Source organism: Limnohabitans sp. YIMB22184 (assembly GCF_048020265.1).
Taxonomy (GTDB): Bacteria; Pseudomonadota; Gammaproteobacteria; order Burkholderiales; family Burkholderiaceae_C; genus Limnohabitans_A.
Map to the genome: position 1 here is coordinate 2105855 of NZ_CP171843.1, position 25811 is coordinate 2131665.

Annotated in this window: 26 protein-coding genes; 4 read left to right on the forward strand and 22 right to left on the reverse strand. The window is 59.1% G+C overall.

Going from position 1 to position 25811, the window contains the following annotated elements; genetic code table 11:
* Window positions 1-20: 20 nt before the first annotated feature.
* The gene (locus tag ACHEXL_RS09645) at window positions 21-569 is read right to left on the reverse strand and encodes a YggT family protein (RefSeq protein ID WP_416559109.1); all 549 of its coding nucleotides are present in this window, start codon (window positions 567-569) and stop codon (window positions 21-23) included.
* A 33-nt stretch (window positions 570-602) separates the two neighbouring features.
* Between ACHEXL_RS09645 and ACHEXL_RS09650 the strand changes: the two genes are divergently transcribed.
* Window positions 603-1280, forward strand: a complete 678-nt coding sequence (locus tag ACHEXL_RS09650) for an LON peptidase substrate-binding domain-containing protein (protein WP_416559111.1) — start codon at window positions 603-605, stop codon at window positions 1278-1280.
* Window positions 1281-1363: 83 nt separating this feature from the next.
* Window positions 1364-2908 carry a lysine--tRNA ligase gene (gene lysS, locus ACHEXL_RS09655; RefSeq protein WP_416559113.1) on the forward strand — a complete coding sequence of 515 codons (1545 nt, stop codon included), beginning with the start codon at window positions 1364-1366 and terminating at the stop codon, window positions 2906-2908.
* Between the two features lie 62 nt (window positions 2909-2970).
* On the opposite strand, the gene ACHEXL_RS09660 is transcribed toward lysS, so the two are convergent.
* The 20 genes from ACHEXL_RS09660 to ACHEXL_RS09755 form a co-directional block, all read right to left on the reverse strand.
* Complete coding sequence (locus ACHEXL_RS09660) at window positions 2971-5307, reverse strand: Ig-like domain-containing protein (RefSeq protein ID WP_416559115.1); 2337 nt, start codon at window positions 5305-5307, stop codon at window positions 2971-2973.
* A gap of 37 nt (window positions 5308-5344) precedes the next feature.
* The gene (locus ACHEXL_RS09665; RefSeq protein WP_416559117.1) at window positions 5345-6241 is read right to left on the reverse strand and encodes an OmpA family protein; all 897 of its coding nucleotides are present in this window, start codon (window positions 6239-6241) and stop codon (window positions 5345-5347) included.
* A 307-nt stretch (window positions 6242-6548) separates the two neighbouring features.
* Window positions 6549-6875: a hypothetical protein gene (locus ACHEXL_RS09670; RefSeq protein ID WP_416559119.1), complete on the reverse strand. Its 327-nt coding sequence runs from the start codon at window positions 6873-6875 to the stop codon at window positions 6549-6551.
* Between the two features lie 24 nt (window positions 6876-6899).
* On the reverse strand, window positions 6900-7985 hold the full coding sequence (nagZ, locus tag ACHEXL_RS09675; RefSeq protein WP_416559121.1) for a beta-N-acetylhexosaminidase: 1086 nt from the start codon (window positions 7983-7985) through the stop codon (window positions 6900-6902).
* 37 nt (window positions 7986-8022) lie between these two features.
* Window positions 8023-8430, reverse strand: a complete 408-nt coding sequence (gene acpS, locus ACHEXL_RS09680) for a holo-ACP synthase (protein WP_416561336.1) — start codon at window positions 8428-8430, stop codon at window positions 8023-8025.
* Window positions 8427-9173, reverse strand: a complete 747-nt coding sequence (locus ACHEXL_RS09685; RefSeq protein ID WP_416559123.1) for a pyridoxine 5'-phosphate synthase — start codon at window positions 9171-9173, stop codon at window positions 8427-8429. The genes acpS and ACHEXL_RS09685 overlap by 4 nt, the downstream gene beginning before the upstream one ends.
* Window positions 9170-9919, reverse strand: a complete 750-nt coding sequence (recO, locus tag ACHEXL_RS09690; protein WP_416559125.1) for a DNA repair protein RecO — start codon at window positions 9917-9919, stop codon at window positions 9170-9172. Before recO ends, ACHEXL_RS09685 begins: the two co-directional genes overlap by 4 nt.
* An 11-nt stretch (window positions 9920-9930) precedes the next feature.
* On the reverse strand, window positions 9931-10998 hold the full coding sequence (era, locus tag ACHEXL_RS09695; RefSeq protein WP_416559126.1) for a GTPase Era: 1068 nt from the start codon (window positions 10996-10998) through the stop codon (window positions 9931-9933).
* Entirely contained in the window at window positions 10995-11687 is a 693-nt protein-coding gene (rnc, locus tag ACHEXL_RS09700; protein WP_416559128.1) for a ribonuclease III, read from the reverse strand. Before rnc ends, era begins: the two co-directional genes overlap by 4 nt.
* Window positions 11688-11694: 7 nt before the next feature.
* Window positions 11695-12660 (reverse strand): signal peptidase I, encoded by a 966-nt coding sequence (gene lepB / locus ACHEXL_RS09705; protein WP_416559130.1) that lies wholly within the window; start codon window positions 12658-12660, stop codon window positions 11695-11697.
* Window positions 12660-14468: a translation elongation factor 4 gene (gene lepA / locus ACHEXL_RS09710; RefSeq protein WP_416559132.1), complete on the reverse strand. Its 1809-nt coding sequence runs from the start codon at window positions 14466-14468 to the stop codon at window positions 12660-12662. Before lepA ends, lepB begins: the two co-directional genes overlap by 1 nt.
* Window positions 14469-14967: 499 nt before the next feature.
* Window positions 14968-16434 carry a DegQ family serine endoprotease gene (locus ACHEXL_RS09715; protein WP_416559134.1) on the reverse strand — a complete coding sequence of 489 codons (1467 nt, stop codon included), beginning with the start codon at window positions 16432-16434 and terminating at the stop codon, window positions 14968-14970.
* A 578-nt stretch (window positions 16435-17012) separates the two neighbouring features.
* Window positions 17013-18257: a beta-ketoacyl-ACP synthase II gene (gene fabF / locus ACHEXL_RS09720; protein WP_416559136.1), complete on the reverse strand. Its 1245-nt coding sequence runs from the start codon at window positions 18255-18257 to the stop codon at window positions 17013-17015.
* 6 nt (window positions 18258-18263) lie between these two features.
* Window positions 18264-18500, reverse strand: coding sequence for an acyl carrier protein (gene acpP / locus ACHEXL_RS09725; protein ID WP_019427049.1), 237 nt, complete (start codon window positions 18498-18500; stop codon window positions 18264-18266).
* A gap of 62 nt (window positions 18501-18562) precedes the next feature.
* Entirely contained in the window at window positions 18563-19306 is a 744-nt protein-coding gene (gene fabG, locus ACHEXL_RS09730) for a 3-oxoacyl-ACP reductase FabG (RefSeq protein ID WP_416559138.1), read from the reverse strand.
* Entirely contained in the window at window positions 19303-20253 is a 951-nt protein-coding gene (gene fabD / locus ACHEXL_RS09735) for an ACP S-malonyltransferase (protein WP_416559140.1), read from the reverse strand. The genes fabG and fabD overlap by 4 nt, the downstream gene beginning before the upstream one ends.
* Window positions 20254-20339: 86 nt before the next feature.
* Window positions 20340-21317 carry a beta-ketoacyl-ACP synthase III gene (locus ACHEXL_RS09740; protein ID WP_416559142.1) on the reverse strand — a complete coding sequence of 326 codons (978 nt, stop codon included), beginning with the start codon at window positions 21315-21317 and terminating at the stop codon, window positions 20340-20342.
* Window positions 21314-22378 (reverse strand): phosphate acyltransferase PlsX, encoded by a 1065-nt coding sequence (gene plsX, locus ACHEXL_RS09745; RefSeq protein ID WP_416559144.1) that lies wholly within the window; start codon window positions 22376-22378, stop codon window positions 21314-21316. The genes ACHEXL_RS09740 and plsX overlap by 4 nt, the downstream gene beginning before the upstream one ends.
* Before the next feature lie 109 nt (window positions 22379-22487).
* The gene (rpmF, locus tag ACHEXL_RS09750) at window positions 22488-22670 is read right to left on the reverse strand and encodes a 50S ribosomal protein L32 (RefSeq protein WP_005794249.1); all 183 of its coding nucleotides are present in this window, start codon (window positions 22668-22670) and stop codon (window positions 22488-22490) included.
* 137 nt (window positions 22671-22807) lie between these two features.
* Window positions 22808-23359 carry a YceD family protein gene (locus ACHEXL_RS09755; RefSeq protein WP_291930041.1) on the reverse strand — a complete coding sequence of 184 codons (552 nt, stop codon included), beginning with the start codon at window positions 23357-23359 and terminating at the stop codon, window positions 22808-22810.
* 36 nt (window positions 23360-23395) lie between these two features.
* On the opposite strand from ACHEXL_RS09755, the gene ACHEXL_RS09760 reads away from it, so the two are divergent.
* Together ACHEXL_RS09760 and ACHEXL_RS09765 are read left to right on the forward strand one after the other, a co-directional pair.
* Complete coding sequence (locus tag ACHEXL_RS09760) at window positions 23396-24022, forward strand: Maf family nucleotide pyrophosphatase (protein ID WP_416559146.1); 627 nt, start codon at window positions 23396-23398, stop codon at window positions 24020-24022.
* A complete protein-coding gene (locus ACHEXL_RS09765) occupies window positions 24019-24792 on the forward strand; it encodes an SAM-dependent methyltransferase (protein ID WP_416559148.1) in 774 nt (257 codons plus the stop codon). Before ACHEXL_RS09760 ends, ACHEXL_RS09765 begins: the two co-directional genes overlap by 4 nt.
* Before the next feature lie 21 nt (window positions 24793-24813).
* On the opposite strand, the gene ACHEXL_RS09770 is transcribed toward ACHEXL_RS09765, so the two are convergent.
* Window positions 24814-25809, reverse strand: a complete 996-nt coding sequence (locus tag ACHEXL_RS09770) for a S49 family peptidase (RefSeq protein ID WP_416559150.1) — start codon at window positions 25807-25809, stop codon at window positions 24814-24816.
* Window positions 25810-25811 lie beyond the last annotated feature (2 nt).

The following is a 25811-nucleotide window of genomic DNA, read 5'->3' on the forward strand; positions in this document are numbered from 1 at the left end:
TGGGTCAGGCCATAAGGAATTCAATGCATCCAGCTCATCTGCAAACCTGACAGCAGCATGCCCACCATCTGCAACAGCAGCAACAAAGCCAAAGGCGACAGGTCAATGCCACCGATCAGGGGCACCACACGCTGAAATGGGCGCAGGAAAGGGTCACACAATCGAACTGTCAAAGCGTACATCGGTGAGCCCGGGTTGACCCAGGACATGATGGCCAGGACCAGCACCAAGGCGCTGAGGGCCGAGACCACCAACTGCGCCAAGCCCACCAGACTGACCAAGGGCAACAAGCCCAAAGACCCCTGCCCACCCGCCAGCAGCCACAGCAGCAAAAACTGCAGCAACTTGACCAACCAGGCGGCCACCCAGCTCGACAAATCCCACTGGGTCCAGGCGGGGATGACCTTGCGCAAGGGCAAAACAAGCCAATCGGTCATGGCAAACACGAAGCGGCCCAGTGACTGGTGAAAGGAAATGCGCTGCCATTGCATCAAAAACCGCAGCAAGCATGTGCCTGCGACCAGGCCCGCCACCACGTCCAACACCATACTGACCATTTGTAACCACATCGTTTTTTCTCCTGCACGTGCGATGATACCCAGATGCCCGATCGCGACACCCCACACCCACAAGCCCTGACCGAATTGCCCCTGTTCCCGCTGGGCACGGTGCTGTTTCCAGGGGCTTTGCTGCCCCTGCAGCTGTTTGAGCTGCGCTACCTGCAGATGATTGGCGAATGCGAGCGCCAAGGCACGGGCTTTGGGGTGGTCACGCTCACCCAAGGCCGCGAAGTGCACCGACCCGGCGCAGCGGCCGAACAGTTTGAGGCCATGGGCACGCGGGTGCAGATCGAGCGCATCGAACGGCCTCAGCCCGGCCTGGTGATGGTCTGGAGCCGGGGTGTGGAGAAGTTTCGCATCGAAGCCACGCAGCAGCGCAGCGACGGCCTGTGGCTGGGTCGGGTGGAGCTGCTGCCGCCCGAGCCTGCGGTGCAGGTGCCCGAAGACCTGCAGCACCTGTCGGCGCAGATGCACAAGGCCCTGACCCAGCTGAGCGAGCAGCCCAGCGTGGTGCCGCCCTGGAACGAAGCCTGGCGGCTGCAGGACTGCAGCTGGCTGTCCAACCGCTGGGGTGAGCTGCTGCCCTTGCCCCTGCAGATGAAATACCGGCTGTTTGCCCTGCAAGAGCCCTTGATGCGGCTGGAGCTGGTGGGTGACTTGGTGGCCCCAGCCGGAGCGACGGAACAACAACCCGTCCAGAAGCCGCCCGCAAACTCTTAAAATAGAGGGCTTTGCGCCCTCGCGCACCCCACAACCCCGGATCGGGCGGCGTCCATGCGCCACGGTCCCCACCGCACCTTGCCATGTCTGACACGACCGCCCCCGCCGCTCCCGCACAAGATGAAAACCAACTGATCGCCGAGCGCCGCGAGAAGCTCAAAGCGATGCGCCAGGCGCAAGCCGACGGCAAGGGCGTGGCCTTCCCAAACGACTTCAAGCCCGAGCACCACGCGGCCAACCTGCACCATGCGCACGGCGAGAAAGCCGCCGAAGAACTGAACGGTGAAGGCGTGGCCAAAACCATGGCCAAGGTTGCGGGCCGCATGATGCTCAAGCGCGTGATGGGCAAGGCCAGCTTTGCCACGCTGCAAGACGCCACCGGCCGCATCCAGGTGTATGTGACCCGCGACGACGTGGGCGAAGACCTTTACGCCCTGTTCAAACACTGGGACCTGGGTGACATCGTGGGCGTCGAGGGCCACCTGTTCAAGACCCGCACGGGCGAGTTGTCTATCCACGCGACCAGCATCCGCATGCTCACCAAGAGCCTGCGCCCCATGCCCGACAAGTTCCACGGCGTAGCCGACCAGGAAGTCAAATACCGCCAGCGCTATGTCGACCTGATGACCGACGAAGCCGCCCGCAAGCGCTTTGTGGCCCGCAGCAAGGCCGTGAGCGGCATCCGCGAGTTCATGGTCAAGCACGGCTTTTTGGAAGTCGAAACACCCATGCTGCACCCCATTCCCGGTGGTGCCAACGCCAAGCCCTTCATCACGCACCACAACGCGCTGGAACAAGAAATGTTCTTGCGCATCGCGCCCGAGCTGTACCTCAAGCGCCTGCTGGTGGGTGGCTTTGAGCGCGTGTTCGAGATCAACCGCAACTTCCGCAACGAAGGCATCTCGGTGCGCCACAACCCCGAGTTCACCATGATGGAGTTCTACGCGGCGTACTGGAACTACCAGGACCTGATGGGTTTCACCGAAAGCCTGATCCGCGACGCGGCCATGACGGCGGCAGGCACACTGGACCTGACCTACAACGGCAAGCCGGTCGATCTGAACAAGCCCTTCGCCCGAATGACCATCCGCGAAGCCATCACCAAGCACACCGAGGCGGGCGACAACGTGGACAACGCCGAGTGGCTGATCAACGCACTGAAAAAGCTGGGCATGAGCGAAGCCAAGGACAAGCTGTCCACCCGCAGCTTGGCCAGCCTGCAGGTGTTCTATTTCGAGGAAACCGTGGAAGACAAGCTCTGGGAGCCAACCTTCATCATGGAGCACCCCACCGAGATCAGCCCACTGGCCCGCGCCAACGACAGCCGCCCCGAAGTGACCGAGCGCTTTGAGCTGTACATCACCGGTCGCGAGTTCGGCAACGGTTTCAGTGAGTTGAACGACGCCGAAGACCAGGCCGCCCGCTTCCACGCGCAAGTGGCCGCCAAGGACGACGGCGACGACGAAGCCATGTACTACGACCACGACTTTGTGCGCGCCCTCGAATACGGCATGCCACCTGCGGGCGGCTGCGGCATCGGCATCGACCGCCTGATGATGCTGCTGACCGACAGCGCCAGCATCCGCGACGTGATCTTGTTCCCTGCTCTGCGGCATGTGCAGGAATAAGCGGCGCTTACGCTTGTAATGAAAATGGCCCGCTGATGCGGGCCATTTTTTCATTTTTGAACTCAAAGCAGGGTCGTTCTAATCCCCTGCTGAATGAACAAATCCAGACCCAAACTGGTATTGCTGTAAGTGTCGTAACTGGAAGAATTCAGCAAAACAGGAGTGCTTGCTTTCGACCATTCGTAAGTAGAAGCGCCGACCAAGCTCACCAGAATTACCTGGTCATTTGCATCACCATCAATGCGCATTTGCAGATGATCTTTAAATGCTTCTGTAGATAAAAAACTGTTTTTTACACCCATTGCCAGCACATCGCTGGTTGTCAATGTCAAAGTGTGCGCAACGTTGTCAACCGTGCTGGAGCCAGACAGCCCGATATGGTTGATCACCGCATGGTCTCCCACTTTGGGGCTGGTCGAATGCAGGTCCGCCAAATTGATGCTCACTTCATTGGGGCTGAGAATATAGAGCCCGATTGAACCCGCTAACTCGCCGTTGCCGAACGTCGAGGGAAAACCAGAAGATGTCGGCTTGCTCTCTGTCACAATGACCTGAGGTTGAAATTCCCACCTGACCCCATTTGAACTTGTAGAAAAATTGCCAGCTAAATCAGTATATGCAATGGTGAACTGACCTGCATTAAATCCAGATATTGCGTTACTTGACGGTATATCTGTATACGAAAACTTACCAGCCTCAGCAGCGGATTCAGGATTACCGGCCATCAGCTGCATAGTCGTGAATGTAACTTTCCCTTCTGTGAACACGCCGCCTCCGACAGAAAAAACAGGCGTCTTTAAATCAACGGTAAACGATTGATCCGTCGATTTCGAAATATTGCCCGCAAAATCAACGATCGAGGCTTTCAGAAGATACTGGGTGTTGGCACCTTCAACGCCCAAATTTTGACTCGTGTTGTCATAAGACCAGCTGCCACCGATCGGGGTTACATACGACTGAGATTTGACCACGCCATCGGTGTCAAAAACTTGCACCAATACTTTGCCTGTGAAAACAGCACCGCTGATGCTGCTGCCGATACTGCCTTTAAATGAAAGCTTCTCTTGATTGGTTAAAAAATCCAAGGCCGAGGTACCTGAATCTTGATCAAGGGTCGTCACTGCAATCGAAAATTGTGCATTGGCATCCGGATTCGCATTGGTATCAATCACGATGGCTTGCTCTGCGGGTCCAGCGCCCACCAAGTTGCCCGCCTTGTCCACCACTTGCGCCGTCAGCTTGTAAGTGCCGTCACCTAGTTTCTGCGCCGAGTTATCCCACGACCAGGCCCACTGCCCATCCCTCGATTCAGGTTCAATGTATTTTGAGGCAATCTCGTTGTCTTCTGAATCCAACAAAATTAATTGAACAAAGTCACCATTTTGCACAAACACATTGGCGACTGTACCTTTGAAAATCAAGAAGTTGTCGGCCGTGTTGAAATCGGCAGCACTCACACCGGTATCCGTAGAAATCGAAACAATTTGTGCACCAACACCCTTGTTTGCATCAGCTTCTTGCATGGGGTTGTAATTGTCAGCAGACGACGTATCCACCACAAAAGGGGTCCCAGTCAATGGTTCAGATTCATTCCCCGCAGCGTCCTTGACCACCACCAAATACGTCACCGGACCATTGCCCAAAGCATCGATGTCGGGAATTTGAACCACAAATTGCCCTTGCGCATTTTTGGTGGTCGAGGTGTAGCTTTTCCCGTTCATGAGCGTCACCTCGGCACTGACGGCATCGGGGTCGGCCGTGATCAGCAAGCGTGGGGTGGTATCAGACGTGATGCCATCGCTGTTGCTCACCCCGGTATCGTCTTCAGGTGCTAACCTTGCTGCGCTGATTCGAGGTGGCGTGGTATCGGTTGGCGCACCACCACCATCGCCGCCACCACCTCCCGCGCCCACCAAAACCAGGGGCGCAGCCAGCAAAGGGTTGAAGCCTGCAGCGGCAACCAGAGCGCCAACCGCAGCACCTGAACCGACCACTTGTTCACCACCCAATGCCATGCCGACGTTAGAAGCGCCGTCCGGTAAGTTGCCCATCAAGGCCGCTGTTTGGCCGGACTCTGGCACATAGACGTGATACACGCCGGAGTCGACTTCACCGATCACAGACGCAAACCCCGATTCGGTGTATTGGTAGTAATCGGAGATCACCAGATCGGCGTCCTCCCTGCCTTCAAAGCTGATGCGCAAATCGCTGCCCACGCGCGTGACGCGGATGTTATCCGGGCCTTGCCCGGTGGCGTTGTCGATGAGTTGATAGCGTGCGCCGGGCACGGCCTTGATCTTGAGCGCCCCCCACCATGAGCCTGGCGCAGGCACATCGTGAGTGAAGTTTTTGGCATTGCCTTGGTTGGCTTTGACGACGACTTTGTAGGAGTTTTTCATGGCAAATGTCTGGGCTGTGATGTAGCGTTAAAGGCCATCAGCGACTGGCGCCTGTGACCACGATGTCCACGCGGCGATTGGGCGCGTGGCACAGCTTGTTCTCGGGAGTCGGCTTGTTGCCGCAGCGCAGTTTCACCAGGTGCGCGGCCCCTTCTCCTTCGATCTTGAAACCCTTGCTGGGTTTTAAACCCCTTTCCTGCAACTGCTGCGCCACCACTTTGGCACGCTCTAGCGACAACTTGGCATTCGATTTCGGTTGGCCGATCGCATCGGTGTGACCGACCACCCGGATGCGCTCCACGCCAATGAAGTCACGCTTGAGTCTTTGCGCCATGACCTCGATGGCGTTGTAGCTGCTGGCCCTCAGTTCAGATTTGCCGAACTCGAACAAGGCATCGGACTCGAGTGCATACAAGCGCGGCACAGACACCTTGGGTGTTGATGGCCTGGAAAGGTCAGGTCGTTCTACAGGGATGAGGGCAGGAGCTTGCGCCAACACAGGTTCTGACTCTTGACAAACCTGCACCACGGGTGCCCTGGACAGGGTGTGGATTTGTTGCGCAGTTCCAGAAAGCTCCCGTTGTGCTTGCTCCGAAGCCACTTCTGCCAAGCGTCCTGGCTCCTGGACCTTGAGGAACAAAGTCTTGCCGGACTGGAAATTCCAACTCTGCCCTGCCCCCTGCTTGCCTGTATGGCGCTTTTGGGCATCGGCCAGCGCTGCATGAAGCACAACCGGCCCAGGCAATGCACAAAACTCGGAGTAGCCGCCTTGCAGCAAGGATGCGTGATAGCGGCCGTTCAGGTAAATGTTGACAGGTTCGGCCTTGGCATAGGGTCCAGGGCGATAAACGATGATGCGGGCCTGCTGGCTGGGCGCTGCCGCTGCCAAGGCGTAACGTGAGCCGAACGGCTCGATCGTCGTCGACTGGGCCACAGAGACCTGTGCGGACTCACGACCGGGTAGGTCTTGCGCGCCAGCTTGAAAGACACAACACGCAATCAAAAAACAAGTTTTTATTGTTTTTAACGAATACTCAGACCGAGTTCTTTTAAATTCAAGCTTACTCACACAGGCTCCGGCAAGATGAGGAAGCCGTAAATGTAACTTAATTTACTACTTTGAAATCAATAAATATTCTCTAAATACCTTTCAGATGGCAAGCAGACAACGTATAGAAATCGATTTCAATGGCTTTGGTCAACTTACGCGCAACTGGATACGGAGCCCCCGAAGCAAGAGGTTATCGGCGCGGCAAGCGGGGGGCGTCTTCTGCCACCTCTCGTGCCTCGACGTCCACCACCTGGTCATCTGCCTCACCTTGACTGCGACGCCAGGGATCTTGGGCATCGGGATGGGGTGAAGTTCGAAAACTGCTTTGACGAAAATGACGGCGCATGGCGCTGAACTGCTGCCAAACCAGAACCACCTGGGGCTTGCGGCCAGTCAACAACCAACGCAGCGCGGCCCAAACGATGTAGATCGCCAATGCCGCCACCAGGCCGAGCAAAAAAGCCAAGCCCATGAAGGCCATGAACACACGAAGTAACCAGGTCAGCAAAGTGGCCACAACTTTTTCTTTCTCAAAACAACATCAAGGCAAGCGATCGAGGGCCTGCATATAGTCAAATGAACGCACCAACTCGTCCCAAGAACGTGCGGGAGAACGCGGCAGCAGGTTCAAACGACGCTCTTCACTGACTTCGTTGGGCTGCCATTGGTTTTTGACCTGCGCCTCGGTGAGTTGGTCAAGCACAGCATCCAGTTCTGCCCCCCCATCGACGGCGGAACGGTTACACAACAAAGCCAAGTCACAGCCTGCCTGCAGCGCGGTGATCACGGCTTCGGTGTAGCTGAGGGTTTGCCCATCGATCTGACGGGCGGCGGCCATCGACAAGTCATCGGTACAGACCACGCCCTGAAAACCCAGCTGTCCTCGCAAAATGTCCTGTAGCCAGCGCGGCGAAAAACCTGCCGGGCGGCTGTCGACCTTGCTGTAGATGACGTGGGCGGGCATGACGGCGGTGAGCACGCTGCCCAGCCAGCGGTAAGGCTGCGCGTCGTCGGCCAGTATGGTTTTGAGGCTGCGCTTATCGACAGGCAGCGCCACATGCGAGTCGGCCTTGACGGCACCATGCCCTGGGAAATGCTTGCCGCAGTTGCCCATGCCTGCTTGCAGCAGGCCTTGCATCAGACTGCGGGCCAGAAGGCTCACCACGCGTGGGTCACGCGCAAAGGCACGGTCGCCAATCACGCCACTCTCGCCATGGTCCAGATCCAGTACGGGGGTGAAGCTGAAATCAACCCCACAGGCTCGCAACTCGCTGGCGAGGACAAAACCCGCCGAGGTGGCCGCCTCGCAGGCCTTGAGCACACCCGAGCCGGGCTGGCCCTTGTCGTCTTGGCCCCAAAGCTCGCCCAAGGCGCGCATGGGTGGCAAATGGGTGAAGCCGTCGGTGCGAAAGCGCTGCACACGGCCGCCTTCGTGGTCCACCGCAATCAGCAGATCGGGGCGGGTGCTTTTGATGTCGGCACACAGCGCGGTCAGCTGCGCACGGCTTTGCCAGTTGCGGCCAAACAGGATCATGCCGCCCACCAGCGGGTGCGCCAGGCGGCGGCGGTCCACGTCGGTCAATGTGATTCCGGCAATGTCGATGATCAGGGGAGCATGCAATGTCATGGGGCTTCCATTGGAGGTGGGGCGGCTGGGCAGCAAATCAAGAGCGCTGGGCGCCTTGGGTCTCGACCACGCAAAAGCTGGCGGCGTATTCGGACTCGTCGGTAACGGTGATATGCGCACTCAGCCCCTTGGATTCAAACCAGTCCTTCAGGCCCCCGTGCAGCACGATGACAGGCTGTCCACTGGGCAACTTGCCGATCTCGCACAGCCGCCAGGTCATGGGCATGCGCATGCCCAGACCAATAGCCTTGCTGAAGGCCTCTTTGGCCGAAAACCGCGTGGCGAGATAGCGCACACCCCGCTCGGGCCAGCGGGCGCTGCGGGCTTTCCAGGTGGTCATTTCGGCATCAGACAGCACTTTGGCAGCAAATCGCTCGCCATGCCGTTCCAGGCTGGCGCGGATGCGGCGGATGTCGCAGATGTCGGTGCCGATGCCGTAAATCATTTTTTCAGGCAAGCGAGGTAGGCCTGCACCGTGGCGCAGTAACCCAGCTCCAGCGCATCGGCCATGAAAGCGTGACCAATCGAGACTTCCTGCAAACCCTTCACCGCCGCCACAAAAGCAGGCAAATTGTCGCGGTTCAGGTCGTGGCCGGCATTCAAGCCCAAGCCAGCTTGCGCGGCGGCATCGGCCGCATCGGCGTAGCGCTGCAACTGAGCCGCGTTGTCTGGCGTGCCCCACGTCGCAGCATAAGGCTCGGTGTACAGCTCAACTCGGTCAGCGCCAACAGCGCGGGCGGCGGCCATTTGCTCAGGGACCGGGTCCATGAACAGACTCACCCGCACGCCCAGGGCCCTGCATTCATCGATCAAGGGTTTCAGGCGCTCGGCGTCCTGCGGGAAGGTCCAACCGTGGTCGCTGGTGAACTGGCCTTCGCTGTCGGGCACAAAGGTCACCTGATGCGGGCGCACGGCACGCACGTGTTCCATCAGGTTGTGGAAGGGGTTGCCTTCGATGTTGAACTCCCGATCAGGCCAGGCCTTCATCAAGGCAGTCAACTCGGGCACGTCGCTGGCGCGAATGTGGCGCTCGTCAGGCCGGGGATGAATGGTGATGCCGTTGGCACCCGCTTGCAGGCACAGCTGGGCTGCACGGGTCACGCTGGGAATGCCCAAATGACGCGAGTTACGCAGCAAAGCGACTTTGTTGACATTGACCGACAAGGCCACGCGAAAAGGTGTGTTCATAAAGTTTGCAAGTCCAGCATCATTTGGCGGGTGCGCAAAGCGCCGACGCCGCAATGGTAGTTGAGCAAAAGGCGCAAAGGGCGCTGCAGCTGCACCAACAGATCGGCGCATTCACGCAACAAGGCCGCCAAGGGACTGGGAGAAGCCAAAGCCTCGTGCAGCGCCAACCACTCTTGGCCGCGCAAGGCGTGGCGCGGGTCATCGCTCACCCACTGCAGCCCCGCTTCGGGCACCAAAGCGTAACTGTCCGCGGGCGACAAAGGCTTGAGGGTCAGGGTCTGCAGATTCAGGGCAGGCAGCAAGCCCATTTCCTTGAGCAGCACCAGCTCAAAGCCGCGCAAAGCCCATTGCAAGGCATTGGGGTCGCCACTGGCCAGCAGGCGCACAGCGGCGGTATAGACCTCGAACAAAAAGGGGTGGGGATCGTCGCGTGCCGTCAGACGCATCAGCAACTCATTGAGGTAATAACCCGACAGCAGCGCCTCGCCTGTGGGCATGACGTGGCCGCCCACCCACTCGGCCGATTTGAGGGTGCGGATGTCGCCATCACCCCCGAATGCCAGCGACAAAGGCTGTAGCGGCAAAAGCACCGGACGGAAGCTCGATGTCGGTCGTTTGGCCCCTTTGGCCACCAACGCCACCCGGCCATGGTGGCGGGTGAAGACCTCCAGGATCAGGCTGGTCTCGCTCCAGTCGTAGCGGTGCAGCACATAGGCTGGCTCGTCTGCGATCCGCTTGGTGGCCATTGAAGGTGAGATTACTCGTAGCCGAAGCTGCGCACGCGGGCTTCATCGTCGGCCCAGCCCGAACGCACCTTGACCCACAGCTCAATGAACACCTTGGCGTCCAGCAGCTTTTCCAGCTCCATGCGGGTTTCGGTGCCGATGCGTTTGAGCTTTTCGCCCTTGTCACCGATCACCATGGCCTTGTGCCCTTCGCGCTCGACGACGATGGTGGCCGCGATGCGCAACATGCGCTTGGCTGTGCGCCCAGCTTCTTCTTCGAACTTGTCGATCACCACGGTGGAGGTGTAGGGCAACTCGTCGCCCGTCAATCGGAACAGCTTTTCGCGCACCATTTCGCTGGCCAGGAACTTCTCGCTGCGGTCGGTCAGCTCATCCTCGGCATGCCACCAGGGCTGCTCGGGCAGGTATTTTTCGCAAATGCCCAGCAGGCGCTCGATGTCTTTGGGCTGCTTGGCCGACATGGGCACGAACTCGGTGAAGGCATGGCGCTCTTGCATGCTTTGCAGCCAGGGCGCGATGTCGCCACGGCGGTGCACGTTGTCCAGCTTGTTGGCCACCAGCAAGACCGGAATACCGGGTTTGAGCAGGGCCAACACTTTGGCATCCGCCGTGGTGAAGCTGCCCGCCTCGACCACAAACAGCACCAGATCCACATCGCTCACAGCGCCGACCACGGTTTTGTTCAGCGACTTGTTCAGGGCTGTGCCGTGGATGGTCTGGAAACCGGGCGTGTCGACAAACACATACTGGGCAGCGCCTTGAGTGCGGATGCCGGTGATGCGGTGGCGCGTGGTTTGCGCTTTGCGCGAGGTGATGCTGATTTTTTGACCCACCAAGGCGTTGAGCAAGGTGGACTTGCCCACGTTGGGCTTGCCCACAATGGCCACCAGGCCGCAGCGCTGACCCTCTACCGGCACAGGCGCGGGGGCGGCTACCACGGGCGGCAAAGCAGCGTCTTCCGACGCGTCGCGTGGCTGGATGGTCACACCCGCGATTTGCACGGGGCGGCGCAGGGTTTGCTCTTGCGGCGTGCGTTCAGGCGCAGATTCGGAAGGGGCGTTTTTTTTGTCGGTGCTCATGCGGCGCTTTCGGATTTCAAAGTGAGCAGCATGGCGGCGGCCGCTGCTTGTTCGGCAGCGCGACGCGATGCGCCCGAGCCTTGTTGGGTTTGGCGCAGTTCGGTCACTTCGCAAGAGACCTCGAACTGCTGGCGGTGCGCTGCGCCGGAGGTGCCGACCACGGTGTATTTGGGCAGCGCGAGTTTGCGCCCTTGCAACCACTCTTGCAACTCGGTCTTGGGGTCTTTGCCCACGGCCTGCATGTCGGGTTTGATGTCGACCTGGGCAAACAAGCGCTCAACCAGAGCTTGCGCATTCTGGTAGCCCCCGTCCAGGTACACCGCGCCAATGATGGCTTCCAGGGCATCGGCCAGGATGGAGGGGCGGTTTTGACCGCCCGAGCGCATCTCGCCTTCGCCCAAGCGCATCACGGAAGACAAATCCAGCGTTTTGGCCAGTTGGTGCAGCGTGTCTTGTTTGACCAGGTTGGCCCGCACCCGCGACAAGTCGCCTTCGGGCAAGCTGGCCAGTTGCGCGTACAGCAGGTGGGCCACCGACAGGTTGAGCACCGAGTCACCCAGAAACTCCAGCCGCTCGTTGTGGTCGGCGCTGAAGCTGCGGTGGGTGACGGCTTGCTGCAATAAGCCCGCTTGGCGAAAGGCGTAACCCAGGCGAATTTGCAATTCAGACAGTGCAGGTGATGTGGCCACGCTCACCTCAGTCAAAAGCGCCAATGCGCTGGAGGTTGCCAAAGTTCATCCACACGAAGAAGGCTTTGCCCACGATGTTGGCATCGGGCACAAAACCCCAATAGCGCGAATCGAGCGAGTTGTCGCGGTTGTCACCCATCATGAAGTAATGGCCAGTAGGCACCTTGCAGGTCACGCCCTCGACGGTGTAGTTACAGTTTTCACGCCCAGTGAACTGATCGGCACCGGGGATGAAAGCCGGGCGCTCATCGTCCTGAATGGTCTGGTGAGGCTTGACACCCAAGGTCTCGCGGTGGTGCTTGAAGTAACGCATGGTCGACTCGTCAAAAAAGTCGGGCAGGGCCTCGGTGGGCACAGGCTGACCGTTGACGGTGAGTTTCTTGTTCAGATAGGCCACTTCGTCACCGGGCACACCCACCACCCGTTTGATGTAATCCACACTGGGCTTGGGTGGGAAGCGGAACACCATCACATCGCCGCGTTGTACGGGCGTGCCGTCGGTGAGCTTGGTGTTGGCCACAGGCAAGCGAATGCCATAGTGGAATTTGTTCACCAAAATCAAATCGCCAATGTGCAGCGTTGGGATCATGGAGCCGGAAGGGATCTTGAAGGGTTCGAACAAGAAAGAGCGCAGAACGAAAACCACCACAATGACCGGGAACAAGCCAGCCGTCCAATCCAGCCACCAAGGCTGCATGAGCAATTTTTCGCGGGCTTCACCGATGTCGGTGTCCACTTTATCGATGCCCATTTTGCTGAGGTCGGCACGGCGTTGCGTGGTTTCGGCCTCCAGCTGCGCCACCGCTTTTACGCGTTGTGGCAAGAAAACAAAACGCTCGGCCAGCCAGTAAATACCGGTGATCACTGTGGCCAACAGCAAAAGCAGCGCAAAGTTACCCTCGATGAAACCCAAATACCAGGCACCGGCGTAGCCTACAAAAGCGGCCAACACCAAAGAAGTCAGGAACTGCATCAATCTTCCACCTGCAAAATCGCCAAGAACGCCTCTTGAGGCACCTCGACCGAACCAATCTGTTTCATGCGCTTTTTACCCGCCTTTTGCTTTTCGAGCAGTTTGCGTTTGCGCGTGATGTCGCCACCATAGCACTTGGCCAGCACGTTCTTGCGCAAGGCCTTGATGGTTTCTCGCGCAATGATGTTGGCGCCAATCGCGGCCTGAATGGCCACATCGAACATCTGGCGGGAAATGATCTCGCGCATTTTGGCGGCGACGGCGCGGCCCCGGTACTGGGCTTGGGTGCGGTGCACGATGATGGACAGCGCATCGACCTTCTCGCCGTTGAGCATGATGTCCACCTTGACCACGTCGGAGGCCCGGTACTCCTTGAACTCGTAGTCCATCGAGGCATAACCCCGGCTGACAGATTTGAGCTTGTCAAAGAAGTCCAGCACGATCTCGCCCAGCGGCATCTCATAGGTCAGCATGACCTGGCGGCCGTGGTATGCCATGTTGATCTGCACACCGCGCTTTTGGTTGGCCAGCGTCATCACCGGGCCCACATAGTCTTGCGGCATGTACAGGTGCACCGTGACGATGGGCTCGCGGATTTCCTGCAGCTTGCCTTGGTCAGGCATTTTGGAGGGGTTCTCGACCATGATGACTTCGCCGTCGCCCTTGACCACTTCGTAGACCACACTCGGCGCGGTGGTGATCAGGTCCTGGTCGAACTCGCGCTCCAGGCGCTCCTGCACGATTTCCATGTGCAGCAAGCCCAGGAATCCGCAGCGGAAGCCAAAGCCCAGCGCTTGCGAGACTTCTGGCTCGTAATGCAACGATGCGTCGTTGAGCTTGAGCTTTTCCAGCGCGTCGCGCAGCGCGTCGTACTGGTTGGCTTCGGTCGGGTACAAACCGGCAAACACCTGGGGCTGAATTTCCTTGAAACCTGGCAGAGCTTCTTCGGCAGGGCCCAAGTTGTTGGGCAACTTCTTTTCCAGAGTGACGGTGTCGCCCACTTTGGCTGCCTGTAACTCTTTGATGCCCGCGATGATGTAGCCCACCTCACCCGCCTTGAGTGACTGACGCGGCTCGTTGGCCGGCGTGAACACGCCCAGACTGCCCGCTTCGTACACAGCATTGCTGGCCATCATGCGAATGCGCTCGCCCTTGATCAGCTGGCCATCCACCACACGCACCAGCATGACCACACCCACATAGCTGTCGAACCAGCTGTCGATGATCATGGCACGCAGCGGCGCATCGGGGTTGCCCTTGGGCGGCGGGATGCGGGCCACGACGGCTTCGAGGATTTCCTCGATGCCCATACCAGTTTTGGCCGAGCACGGAATGGCATCCGTCGCATCAATGCCAATCACGTCTTCCACTTCGCTGCGGGCGTTGTCAGGATCAGCGTTGGGTAAATCCATCTTGTTGAGCACCGGCACCACTTCCACACCCAAGTCGAGCGCGGTGTAGCAATTGGCCACGGTTTGTGCTTCCACGCCCTGGCTGGCATCGACCACCAGCAATGCGCCTTCGCAGGCCGACAGCGAGCGCGAGACTTCGTACGAGAAGTCCACATGACCGGGTGTGTCGATCAGATTGAGGTTATAGATCTGTCCGTCATTGGCCTTGTATTGCAGCGCGGCGGTCTGCGCCTTGATGGTGATGCCGCGCTCTTTCTCGATGTCCATCGAATCCAGAACTTGGGCTTCCATGTCACGCGCCTCCAGGCCGCCGCAGCGTTGAATCAAGCGATCGGCCAGCGTGGATTTGCCATGGTCAATGTGGGCAATGATCGAAAAATTTCTGATGTGATTCATCAAACAACGTCTGCAAGTATTTGTGGATCAAGGATCCGTAAAAGAAAAAAGGGCGCGTCTGGTGTTGACGCGCCCTGAACCAACAATCATTGGCAACTGCGATGGTTGGGACTTCATTGTAGGCAAATTGGCCCACGCGCACAGCCCCAAAAACACGTTTGACAGGTCGTTGTTGCCGTGCAACACGAAATCTATCCACAAGTTATGCACAAGATCAGGGGCGACTTACTGAACAACTTGTGGGCCATCTGTGGATCACCGGTGGACTCCTGGATGGAATCTCGCATCGTGAACTCAGCCCTGCGCTTTATGCCATCAATCATGGGTCAAGACCATTGATTTTAGCCAAATTCGTTATGAGAGATGAATAAAGTTAGTTTTTACAAACTTTTTAATCTTTTCCATCGAATCAGAATTTTTTTAAAAATATTTCTTCAGAACCTCGACAAAAGCCCCGAAGTCCCATAGGACAGTGAGGGCTCTTGACAAGACCGCGGGTTCATTGGAGCGGACGAATCAACACATATTGCGCCCCATCACCACGTCGAATCAAGACGCTGGTGGGGCGATTTTTGTCCACACGCGACATGATCAGCTCAAACTCCTTGAGTGAAGTCACTTCGGTGTTGGCTATCGCCACAATCAAATCTCCCTCACGAATACCCGCCCTGGCTGCCGCATCAGCGACTGCGTCTACCCGCACGCCACCGCGCACACGAAACTCCCGCTTCTGCGCCTCGGTCAAATCACTGACCGTCAATCCCCAAGGCTGTGCACTGGCCGCAGGCGCTTTCTTTTCTGGCGTCGCAGAAGCCACCTTTTCTGCTTCGATCTCAGCCACCGTGATGCTCAAGTCTCTGAAACCTCCACGGCGGAATACCGTGATGCCCACTTTGCTGCCAGGCTTGGTGTTGCCCACAGAGCGGGGCAAATCTGCCGGCTTGTCGATGGGTTTGCCGTCAAAGCGGGTGATGATGTCGCCCGCCTCAAGCCCTGCTTTTTCTGCCGGCGATCCTTCTTCAACGCCCCGGACCAACACCCCTTGTGCCTTACCCAAACCTATAGATTCAGCCACCTCCTTAGTAACAGGTGCAATCTGAACCCCAATGCGCCCCCGGCTGACACGGCCACTGGTGCGCAGTTGCTCACTGACCCGCATGGCCTCATCCATGGGGATCGCGAACGAAATGCCCATGAAGCCGCCCGAACGGGAATAAATCTGGCTGTTGATGCCCACCACCTCGCCGCGCATGTTGATGAGAGGCCCGCCGGAGTTACCCGGGTTGATCGCCACATCGGTCTGAATGAAGGACAAATAGTCGCCCGTATCGCGCTGCTTGGCACTGACAATACCTGCCGTGACGGTGTTCTCCAGGCCAAAGGGTGAGCCAATCGCCATGACCCATTCCCCGACGCGCAAGCGGCTGACATCGCCCACCCTCACGGCAGGCAAGCCTGTGGCCTGGATTTTGACCACCGCGACATCGGTTCGCTTGTCAGCCCCCACGATGCGGGCCTTAAATTCTCGCTTGTCGGTCAAGGTCACCATCACCTCGTCCGCACCATCGACCACATGCGCGTTGGTCATGATGAAACCGTCCGGGCTGAGAATAAAGCCTGAACCCACACCCCGAGGCTGAGCCTCTTCCTGAGGCCTTGGTTGCCGAGGCGCCTGTCTGGGCGCATTGGGCATGGGCACGCCGAAAAAGCGCCTAAACAACTCCTGCATTTCTTCGTCGGGTGTCGCGCCGGCCGGTGCGCTGGGGCGCACTTTTTCCAATGTTCGAATGTTGACCACGGAAGGCCCAACTTGCTCCACCAGATCGGTAAAGTCGGGCAAGCCGCGCACAGCCACGCTCGAGGTCTGAGCCATCACAGTCCCTGCGGGCACCCAAGCCAAAACGGCCACCAAACCACTGGCCAGTGCTACCGACGCAGCCGTTTTTATCCAATGTTGCTTCAGCACAAAAATCTCCTTGTGGTGTTCGATCCCAAATCAGGAAAGTCTGGAAGATGCGTCCAAAAGCGGCCAATTCAAGCCGTATCGACCATGCTAAGTCAAAGGCGCCGAGCTAGAGCGTACTGTCTTGGGCCGCGAATATACAGCGCATCTAAATCCGTGCCACTTTGAGGGCATCGCAGCTGCGTTCACCCATGCACATGCCAATGCACCACGGCCTGTGCCTTGAGCGTCCTGAAAACGGACAAAAAGCAGCAGGGCATCCCCAGCATCCCACCCCACCGACACGTCCAGGCCTTGGTGTTCGCCCTCCATGGGCTGCCAAAACCAGGACTGCCCGTTCCATAACAAACGCCCACCTGTCAGCGTTTGCCGTGGCGCCCAAACCGCAGCGCCACCAACACAAAGCCACCAAAATGTCCATGCTGCGAGAACCTCTGCGCTCGATGTCTGTGCCTGCACCTGCCAAACCAGCAAACCCATGGCAGACAAAAGTGCGATCACCACTGCGGCAAAGCGGCCCCAAACAAAACGCCCCACCGGGAAAGCCACAGGTGGGGCGTTGTGCATGGTGATAACTGGGATCAGATGCGTTTGAACACCAGCGAGCCGTTGGTGCCGCCGAAACCGAAGTTGTTCTTCAGGGCCACATCGATTCTCATATCGCGGGCCGTGTTGGCACAGTAGTCCAGATCACACTCGGGGTCGGGGTTGACCAGGTTGATCGTGGGCGGCACTTTTTGGTGGTGCAGCGCCAGCACGGTGAACACGCTCTCAATGCCGCCCGCACCGCCCAAAAGGTGACCGGTCATGGACTTGGTGGAGCTCACCACGGTTTTGTAAGCGTGGTCACCCAAAGCCGCCTTGATGGCATTGGTTTCGTTGATGTCACCCAGCGGCGTGGAGGTGCCGTGGGCGTTCAGGTAATTGATCTGGTCGGCGTTGACACCGGCATTGCGCATGGCATTCAGCATGGCGCGGCGTGGGCCGTCCATGCTGGGCGCGGTCATGTGACCCGCGTCCGCGCTCATGCCATAACCACCCAGCTCAGCATAAATTTTGGCACCACGCGCCTTGGCGTGTTCATACTCTTCGAGCACCATCACGCCTGCACCTTCGCCCAGCACAAAACCATCGCGGTCCTTGTCCCAGGGGCGCGATGCCGCTGTCGGGTCGTCGTTGCGGGTCGACAAAGCGCGCATGGCGGCAAAGCCACCCACACCCAGTGGCGACACGGTGCCTTCGGAGCCACCGGCGATCATCACGTCGGCATCGCCGTACTCAATCAAGCGACCGGCTTCGCCAATGCTGTGCAAACCGGTGGTGCACGCAGTCACGACCGCCAGGTTGGGGCCTTTGAAGCCGCTGCGCATGGACACATGGCCCGAGATCATGTTGATGATCGAGGCTGGCACGAAGAATGGGGAAATGCGACGCGCACCGCGTGCGGTGTATTCGATGTGGGTTTCTTCGATCAGCGGCAAGCCACCAATGCCCGAGCCAATCACCACACCGATGCGGCAAGCTTCCTCTTCACCCAGCGCTTCGCCTGTGGCCAGCCCGGAATCCTGAATGGCTTGGGCAGCTGCGGCAATGCCGTAGTGGATGAAGCGGTCCATGGTCCGCGCTTCTTTGGCGCTGATGTAGGACTCGAGGTCAAAATTTTTGACTTCACCCACGATCCGGCAAGACATCGCCGAAGCATCGAAACGGGTGATGGGACCAATGCCGGACTGGCCGGCTAGCAGGTTGGACCATGCGTCGGCGACCGTGTTGCCCACGGGGCTGACGCATCCCAAACCCGTGACAACAACGCGGCGCCGGGTCATCGTCGATCAGGCCTTCTTGCTTTGGGCGTAGTCGATCGCAGCTTGCACCGTGGTGATTTTTTCTGCGTCTTCGTCAGGAATCTCGATGCCGAACTCGTCTTCGAGTGCCATCACCAATTCCACCGTGTCCAGGGAGTCGGCACCCAGATCGGCCACGAAGGCTTTTTCGTTGGTGACTTGTGACTCTTCAACGCCGAGTTGCTCGGCAATGATTTTTTTGACACGTGCTTCGATATCGCTCATGGGGTCCCTCTGAGGGTTGTGAAAAATGAAGATTTTACCTGTCCGGAAGGGGTTTCCGGAAATCAGGCCATGAACATGCCACCATTGACATGCAATTCCTGTCCGGTGACATACCCAGCATGCGGCCCGGCCAGATAGGCCACCGCATGGGCGATGTCATCGGGTTTGCCCAGATGGCCCAGAGGAATCTGGCCCAACAAGACTTTTTGTTGCTCTCCGGGCAAGCTGGCGGTCATGTCGGTTTCGATGAAACCGGGGGCCACGCAGTTGACCGTGATGCCGCGGCTGCCCAACTCACGAGCCAGCGCACGCGTCATGCCCGCCACGCCCGCCTTGGCGGCGGCGTAGTTGGCCTGGCCAGGGTTGCCGGAGGCACCCACCACGCTGGTGATGCTGATGATGCGGCCATAGCGCTGTTTCATCATGGGGCGGATCACGGCACGGCTCATGCGAAACACCGCCTTGAGGTTGGTGTCGAGCACCGCGTCCCAGTCGTCGTCTTTCATGCGCATGGCCAGCGTGTCACGGGTGATGCCCGCGTTGTTGACCAGCACCTGCAGGCCACCGTGCTCCTTGACGATGGCGTCGATCAGGGCCTCGCCTGCTGTGGCATCGTTCACGTTCAGGTTGGCACCCCGGCTGCCGGGAAATGCCGACAAGGCCTGGCTGATCTTGGCGGCACCGTCGTCGCTGGTGGCAGTGCCAATGACCACATAACCGGCTTTGGCCAGATGCAAGGCGATCGATGCGCCAATGCCTCGGGATGCGCCTGTGACCAACGCCACTTGTTTTTGTACTTCGCTCATGCGAGGAGTCCTTTCACTTCAGCCAGGGTGGCAGGGTCGTACAGCGCCACGCCGTTCAATTCCGCATCAATCCGCTTGGTCATGCCCGCCAGCACCTTACCGGGCCCGCACTCGACCAGGGTGGTCACGCCACGGGCCTTGATGGCCTGCACGCATTCCACCCAACGCACCGGGCCAAAGGCCTGGCGGTACAGCGCGTCGCGGATGCGGTCGGCGTCGGTTTCGATGGCCACATCGATGTTGTTGAGCACCGGGATCTGAGGTGCGCCCAGGGTCAAGGTGGCGAGCTTTTCGCGCAGCTTTTCGGCGGCAGGCTTCATCAGGCTCGAATGGAAAGGTGCCGACACGGGCAAGAGCAACGCGCGCTTGGCACCCAGGCCCTTGAGCACTTCGCAAGCCTTGTCGACCGCCGCCTTGCTGCCCGCGATCACGGTTTGCGCCGCGTCGTTGAAGTTGACGGCTTCGACCACTTCGGCGCTGTCAGCAGCGAATGTGGCTTGCGCCGCTTTGCAGCCTTCGATGACTGTGTCCGAGGCCAAGCCCAAAATGGCGGCCATGGCACCCACGCCCACGGGCACGGCTTCTTGCATGGCGGCGGCGCGCAGGCGCACCAGCGGCGCGGCTTGCGTCAATGTCAACACACCCGAAGCCACCAAAGCGCTGTATTCGCCCAGCGAATGACCGGCCACTACCGAAGGCTTGGCACCGCCTTCGGCGAGCCAGGCGCGATAAGCAGCCACGGCCGACACCAGCATCACGGGCTGGGTGTTGGTGGTCATGGCCAGCGCTTCCTTGGGTCCTTCGTGGATCAGTTGGGCCACGTCTTCGCCCAGTGCATCCGAGGCTTCTTTCAGCGTTTCAAGCACCACCGGGTGGTCGCTCCAGGCATCCAGCATGCCCACCGATTGGGAGCCCTGGCCGGGAAAAACAAAAGCAAATGTGGTCATGTGCAAATTCTGTATCTGTAAAGAATCCAGGAAAGTGAGGTGCATGCCGCGCATCACTGACCCGGGCCTGTCAAATCAACAACCCGTCAATAACGCAAGAGTACCGAACCCCAGGTGAATCCACCGCCCACACCTTCTAGCATGAGGGTCTGGCCACGCTGGATGCGCCCGTCACGCACGGCGGTATCCAGCGCCAGCGGGATCGAGGCAGCCGAAGTGTTGCCGTGCTGGTCGACGGTCACCACCACCTTGTCAGCGCCCAGCTTGAGCTTTTTGGCGGTGCTTTGCATGATGCGGATGTTGGCCTGGTGCGGGATCAACCAGTCGATGTCGGCATCGGTCAGGTTGGCCTTGGCCAAGCTGGCGCGGGCGGTATCTTCGAGCACACCGACTGCCAATTTGAAAACGGCCTGCCCGTCCATCTTGAGCACCGGGTCACCCAGAATGGCGCCACGGTTGACGTGACCAGGCACACACAAAATGTCTTTGTATTTGCCATCGGCGTGCAAATCGGTGGCCAAAATGCCGGGCTGGTCCGAGGCCTCGAGGATCACCGCCCCTGCGCCGTCACCAAACAACACGCAGGTCGTGCGGTCCTTGAAGTCAAGGATGCGGCTGAAAATTTCAGAGCCGATCACCAGGGCGCGCTTGGCAGAGCCCGATTGGATCATCGAGTCGGCGATGGTCAACGCATAAATGAAACCACTGCAAACGGCCTGGACGTCGAATGCCGGGCAGCCTGCTGCGCCCAGTTTGTGCTGCACCATGGTGGCGACAGACGGGAACACCATGTCGGGAGTTGAGGTGGCCACGATGATCAAATCAATGTCTTTCGCAGCCAGACCTGACGCGGCGAGCGCCTGCCGGGCGGCCTGGACGCCCAGATCGCTGCAGCCTTGATCGTCGGCCGCAAAGTGCCGGGCGCGGATGCCGGTCCGCTCCACAATCCAGTCGTCGGAGGTTTCAACCCCCTGTTGCGCCAACTCGGCAGCCAAATCGGCGTTGCTCAGGCGTCTAGCGGGCAGATAACTGCCGGTACCCAAAATACTTGAATAAATTCTCATACAGATGTGACCGCGGATTCAGATCGCTCGGCCTGCGCGCCCATCAGTAAAGGGGCGGCATGGGCGATGCGATCCCGAACACGGTCCAGCAATTGGTTTCGGGCTGCATCATAAGCTCGGATCAAAGCGTTCTCAAAAGCCAACTCGTCGGCCGAGCCGTGGCTTTTGAATACCAGTCCGCGCAAACCCAACAAGGCAGCGCCGTTGTAGCGGCGATGATCCACACGATTTTTAAAAGCTGTTAAGACCGGATAGGCCAACAAAGCAGCAGTTTTGGTAAAAATATTGCGAGAAAACTCAGCCTTCAAAAAGCCGCCGACCATGGTCGCCAAGCCTTCGCTGGCCTTCAAGGCCACATTGCCGACAAAGCCGTCACAGACCACGATGTCCACCGTGCCCTTGAAAATATCGTTACCTTCCACGTTGCCATGAAAATTCAAATCTCCGGAGTTGGCCGCAGATCGCAACAATTCACCTGTTTTTTTGATGATTTCATTGCCTTTAATGGCTTCTTCACCGATGTTGAGCAAGCCTACCGAAGGTTGATCCTTGTCTTGCAGGACCGACACCAGTGCCGAACCCATGACGGCAAACTGCAACAAATGCTCAGGGGTACAGTCGACATTGGCCCCCAGATCGAGCATGGTGGTACCACCACCCTTGAAGTTGGGCATCTGGCCCGCGATGGCCGGCCGGTCAATGCCGTCCATGGTTTTGAGCACATAACGGGCAATGGCCATCAAGGCCCCGGTGTTGCCCGCTGACACCGCGGCGGCGGCCTTGCCGTCACGCACCTGCTCGATGGCTACGCGCATGGAAGAGTCTTTCTTCTTGCGCAAAGCCACCTCCAGTGGATCGTCCATTTCGACCACTTCGGTGGCCGCCACCACCTCGGCGCGGGGATCGGCAAAGGAAGCCAGAGCGTCCGCACGCCCCACCAGCAACAAACGTGCATCAGGGTGGGTGACCAGAAAATGGCGGCAAGCCGCCAGCGTGACGCGAGGGCCGTGGTCGCCACCCATGCAATCGACAGCCAGGGTGATCGGTAGGGGCGAGGTCATGGAATCCTAGAGCTCAAAACCGTTTTAAAAATCCCAAGCCATAAAAACAAAAGCCCGAGGCTACTTGCAAAGTAGCGCCGGGCCTCTTGAGGCTTGGGGCTGACGCCGATCAGGCTTCAGATTTGTTTTTCAACACCTGGCGGCCACGGTAAAAACCGTTGGGGCTGATGTGGTGACGCAGGTGGGTTTCGCCTGTGGTGGGCTCGACTGCGATGCCGGGCACGTTCAGGGCGTTGTGCGAACGGTGCATACCGCGCTTGGAAGGCGACTTTTTATTTTGCTGAACAGCCATGATGGCTCCTTGGAAGCTGGGAGGCCGCGCAAATGAAGACGCAGCGTCTGGTTGATGAGAATGTCACCCAGCATTGCTGAGCGAAGCCATTGATTATAGCCTAAGACAAGCCCCACATGAAAGGGGCTATTACAGGCTCATTGAGGCTTGCCGGTTTTCAAGCCTGCCAGAACACCAAACGGGTTCGGGCGCTCGGCGGCCACTTCGAACTCCGGATCCACCGCCGACATGGGCACGGCCTGCGGGCAAACTTCGTGCAAAGGCACCAGTGGCAAAGACAAAATCAGTTCATCCTCGACCAAAGCCAGGGCATCGAAGTCGCGGCTGATGACCAAAATATCCTCTTCGGCCTCATCGTCCAATGCCGCGGCGGTGGCTTCGTCGGCCACAAAGCGAAATGAGCGCTCGGCCTCCACCGTTTCCAGCACCGGGGTCAGGCACCGCTGGCACTGCATGGGCAAATCCACGGTCGCATGCAAATCCAGCCAAATCTGGTCTGCCCCGCCCGATTGAGGGACAGTGTGGCCTTGCAAGCGCCAAACCACCCGGCCAGCGGCCAGTTGCGCTTGGCCCCATTGCTCCTCGGCCAAACGTGGCCAATCGGCCAAGGCCCCTTCTCCCTCCAGGTGCATGGCGTCACGGGCAAAAGACAGCAAGTCCAAGTGTTGGGGGTCCAATTTTTTTTCCATGGCTGCAGTGTAAGAGAATCACCCATCCGAATTTCAATGGGGATTTGCGCCTTGACACCGACATCTGCTGCCACACCTGCCCTCAGCCGCCCTGTGGTGCTGGGCTCGACCTCGCGCTATCGGCGCGAATTGCTGGAGCGCTTGCGCATCCCTTTCAGCGTGACCGCGCCCGAAGTGGACGAAACCCCCATAACGGGTGAAAGCCCCAGGAATCTGGCCTTGCGCCTGGCTTTGGCCAAAGCACAGGCCGTGGCCGCCTTGCACCCCGAAGCGGTGGTGATTGGCTCGGACCAAGTGGCCGATTTGGCGGGTCAGCCCTTGGGCAAGCCGGGCGAGCACGCGCGCGCGGTGCAGCAACTGCGCCAGATGCGCGGCCAAACGGTGATTTTTCAGACCGCGCTGGCGGTGGTGTGCCGGGCCACAGGCTTTGAAGCGGTCGATCTGGCCGAAGTCCGGGTGGTCTTTCGTGACCTGAGCGATGCTGAAATCGAGGCGTACTTGCAGGCAGAAAAGCCTTACGACTGTGCAGGCAGCGCCAAAAGCGAAGGCTTGGGCATTGCCTTGCTCGAGTCGATTGACAACGATGACCCCACTGCCTTGGTCGGCCTGCCCCTCATCCGCACCGCACGCCTGTTGCGTCAGGCTGGAGTGAAACTGTTGTGAGCGCCCCCAAGTCACTCAAAGGCCGCCTTTTTTTGGTCCCCACGCCACTGGACTTTGGCTGTACCGAACAAGCCCCCATCGCCGATGTCTTGCCCGCCAAGACCTTGGCCACGGCTGCCGGCATCCAGCACTGGGTCTGCGAAAACGCGAAAAGCACACGCGCTTTTTTGAAACGCGTGGGCGAAACCCACCCCTTGATCGCCCCCCTGGCCGAGCAAAGCATCACCGAATTGCCCCGCCACGTGCACAAGAAAGGCGACCACCAATCGGATTTTGATGGCAAACCGCTGCTGGCAGCCGCTTTGCAAGGACACGATGTGGGCCTGATCAGCGAAGCGGGCATGCCCGCAGTGGCCGACCCCGGCAGTTCGGTCGTGCGGGCAGCGCACGATCTGGGCATTGCCGTGGTGCCGCTGGTCGGCCCGGTGTCCTTGCTGCTGGCCTTGGCCGCCAGTGGCCTCAATGGCCAGAACTTTGCCTTTGTGGGCTACCTGCCGCAAGACGCAGGGGAGCGAACAGCCCGCCTGAAACAGCTGGAGTCACTGGCCCTCAAAACCGGCCAGACCCAGTTGTGGATCGAAACCCCCTACCGCAATGCGGCCATGCTCAGCGGCTTGCTGCAGAGCCTGAACGCCAACACGCGCCTGGCCATCGCCAGCGGCTTGACGTTGCCGTCGGCCAGTATCCAAAGCCACACCGTGGCGCAATGGAAAAAGGGCAGACAAGGCCCGGATGGGCACACGCCCGCGGTTTATGCCATCGGGCCTTGATGGGGTGTGAGGCCTTGCGACTCAGCGCAGGCCAGTGCTGCTGCGAAATGCACGCACCGAGCCCTCGCCCACGGCAGCGCCAAAGCGCTTGACCAGACGCTCAGCCACATTTTCACGCTGCGTGTAATCGATCACATCCGGGGCCTTGACCACTTCACGGGCAACGCCGTCCAGACTGCCCAGGCTGTCGGCCAAACCCAGATCCACCGCCTGCTGCCCACTCCAGAACAGACCGCTGAACATCTCGGGGGTTTCCTTCAGGCGATCGCCACGCCCTTTTTTCACCACCTCGATGAACTGGGTGTGGATTTGGTCCAGCATGGCCTGAGCGTGCTTGCGCTGGGGCTCGGTTTGTGGACTGAACGGGTCCAGAAAACCCTTGTTGGCCCCGGCCGTCATCAAACGACGCTCCACACCCAACTTATTCATCAGTTCGGTGAACCCAAAGCCGTCCATCAGCACGCCAATGCTGCCCACGATGCTGGCCTTGTCGACATAAATCTTGTCTGCCGCAGCCGCAATGTAGTAAGCAGCTGAAGCGCAGGACTCTTCCACCACAGCGTAGATGGGCTTGTTATGCAAAGCCCGCAAACGAACAATCTCATCATTGATCAGACCGGCCTGCACGGGGCTTCCGCCGGGGGAATTGATCAACAACACCAGCGCCTGGGAGCCCGAGTCTTCCAAAGCCAGGCGCATGGACGACATGACGTTTTCCGCGCTGGCTTCGGTCTCTGAGCCGATCTCGCCCACGATGGACACCATGGCCGTGTGCGGCATGCTCGGGTTGCTCGTGGGCGAGCTGTAACTGAACAGTTGCCAAAACACCACCGCCAAAAACGCCAACCAAGCCACGCGCAGACCCACCTTCCAGCGGCGGGCTGTTTTCTGCTCTTTCAAATTGGCAAAAGCTAACTGCTCCAGGGTCTGGCGCGCCCAACCATCTTCCATGACCGTGGTGGCCTTGGATGGTTCATTGGAGGTCGGAGCGGACACGGGGTCCTGAGGGTCTTGCATGG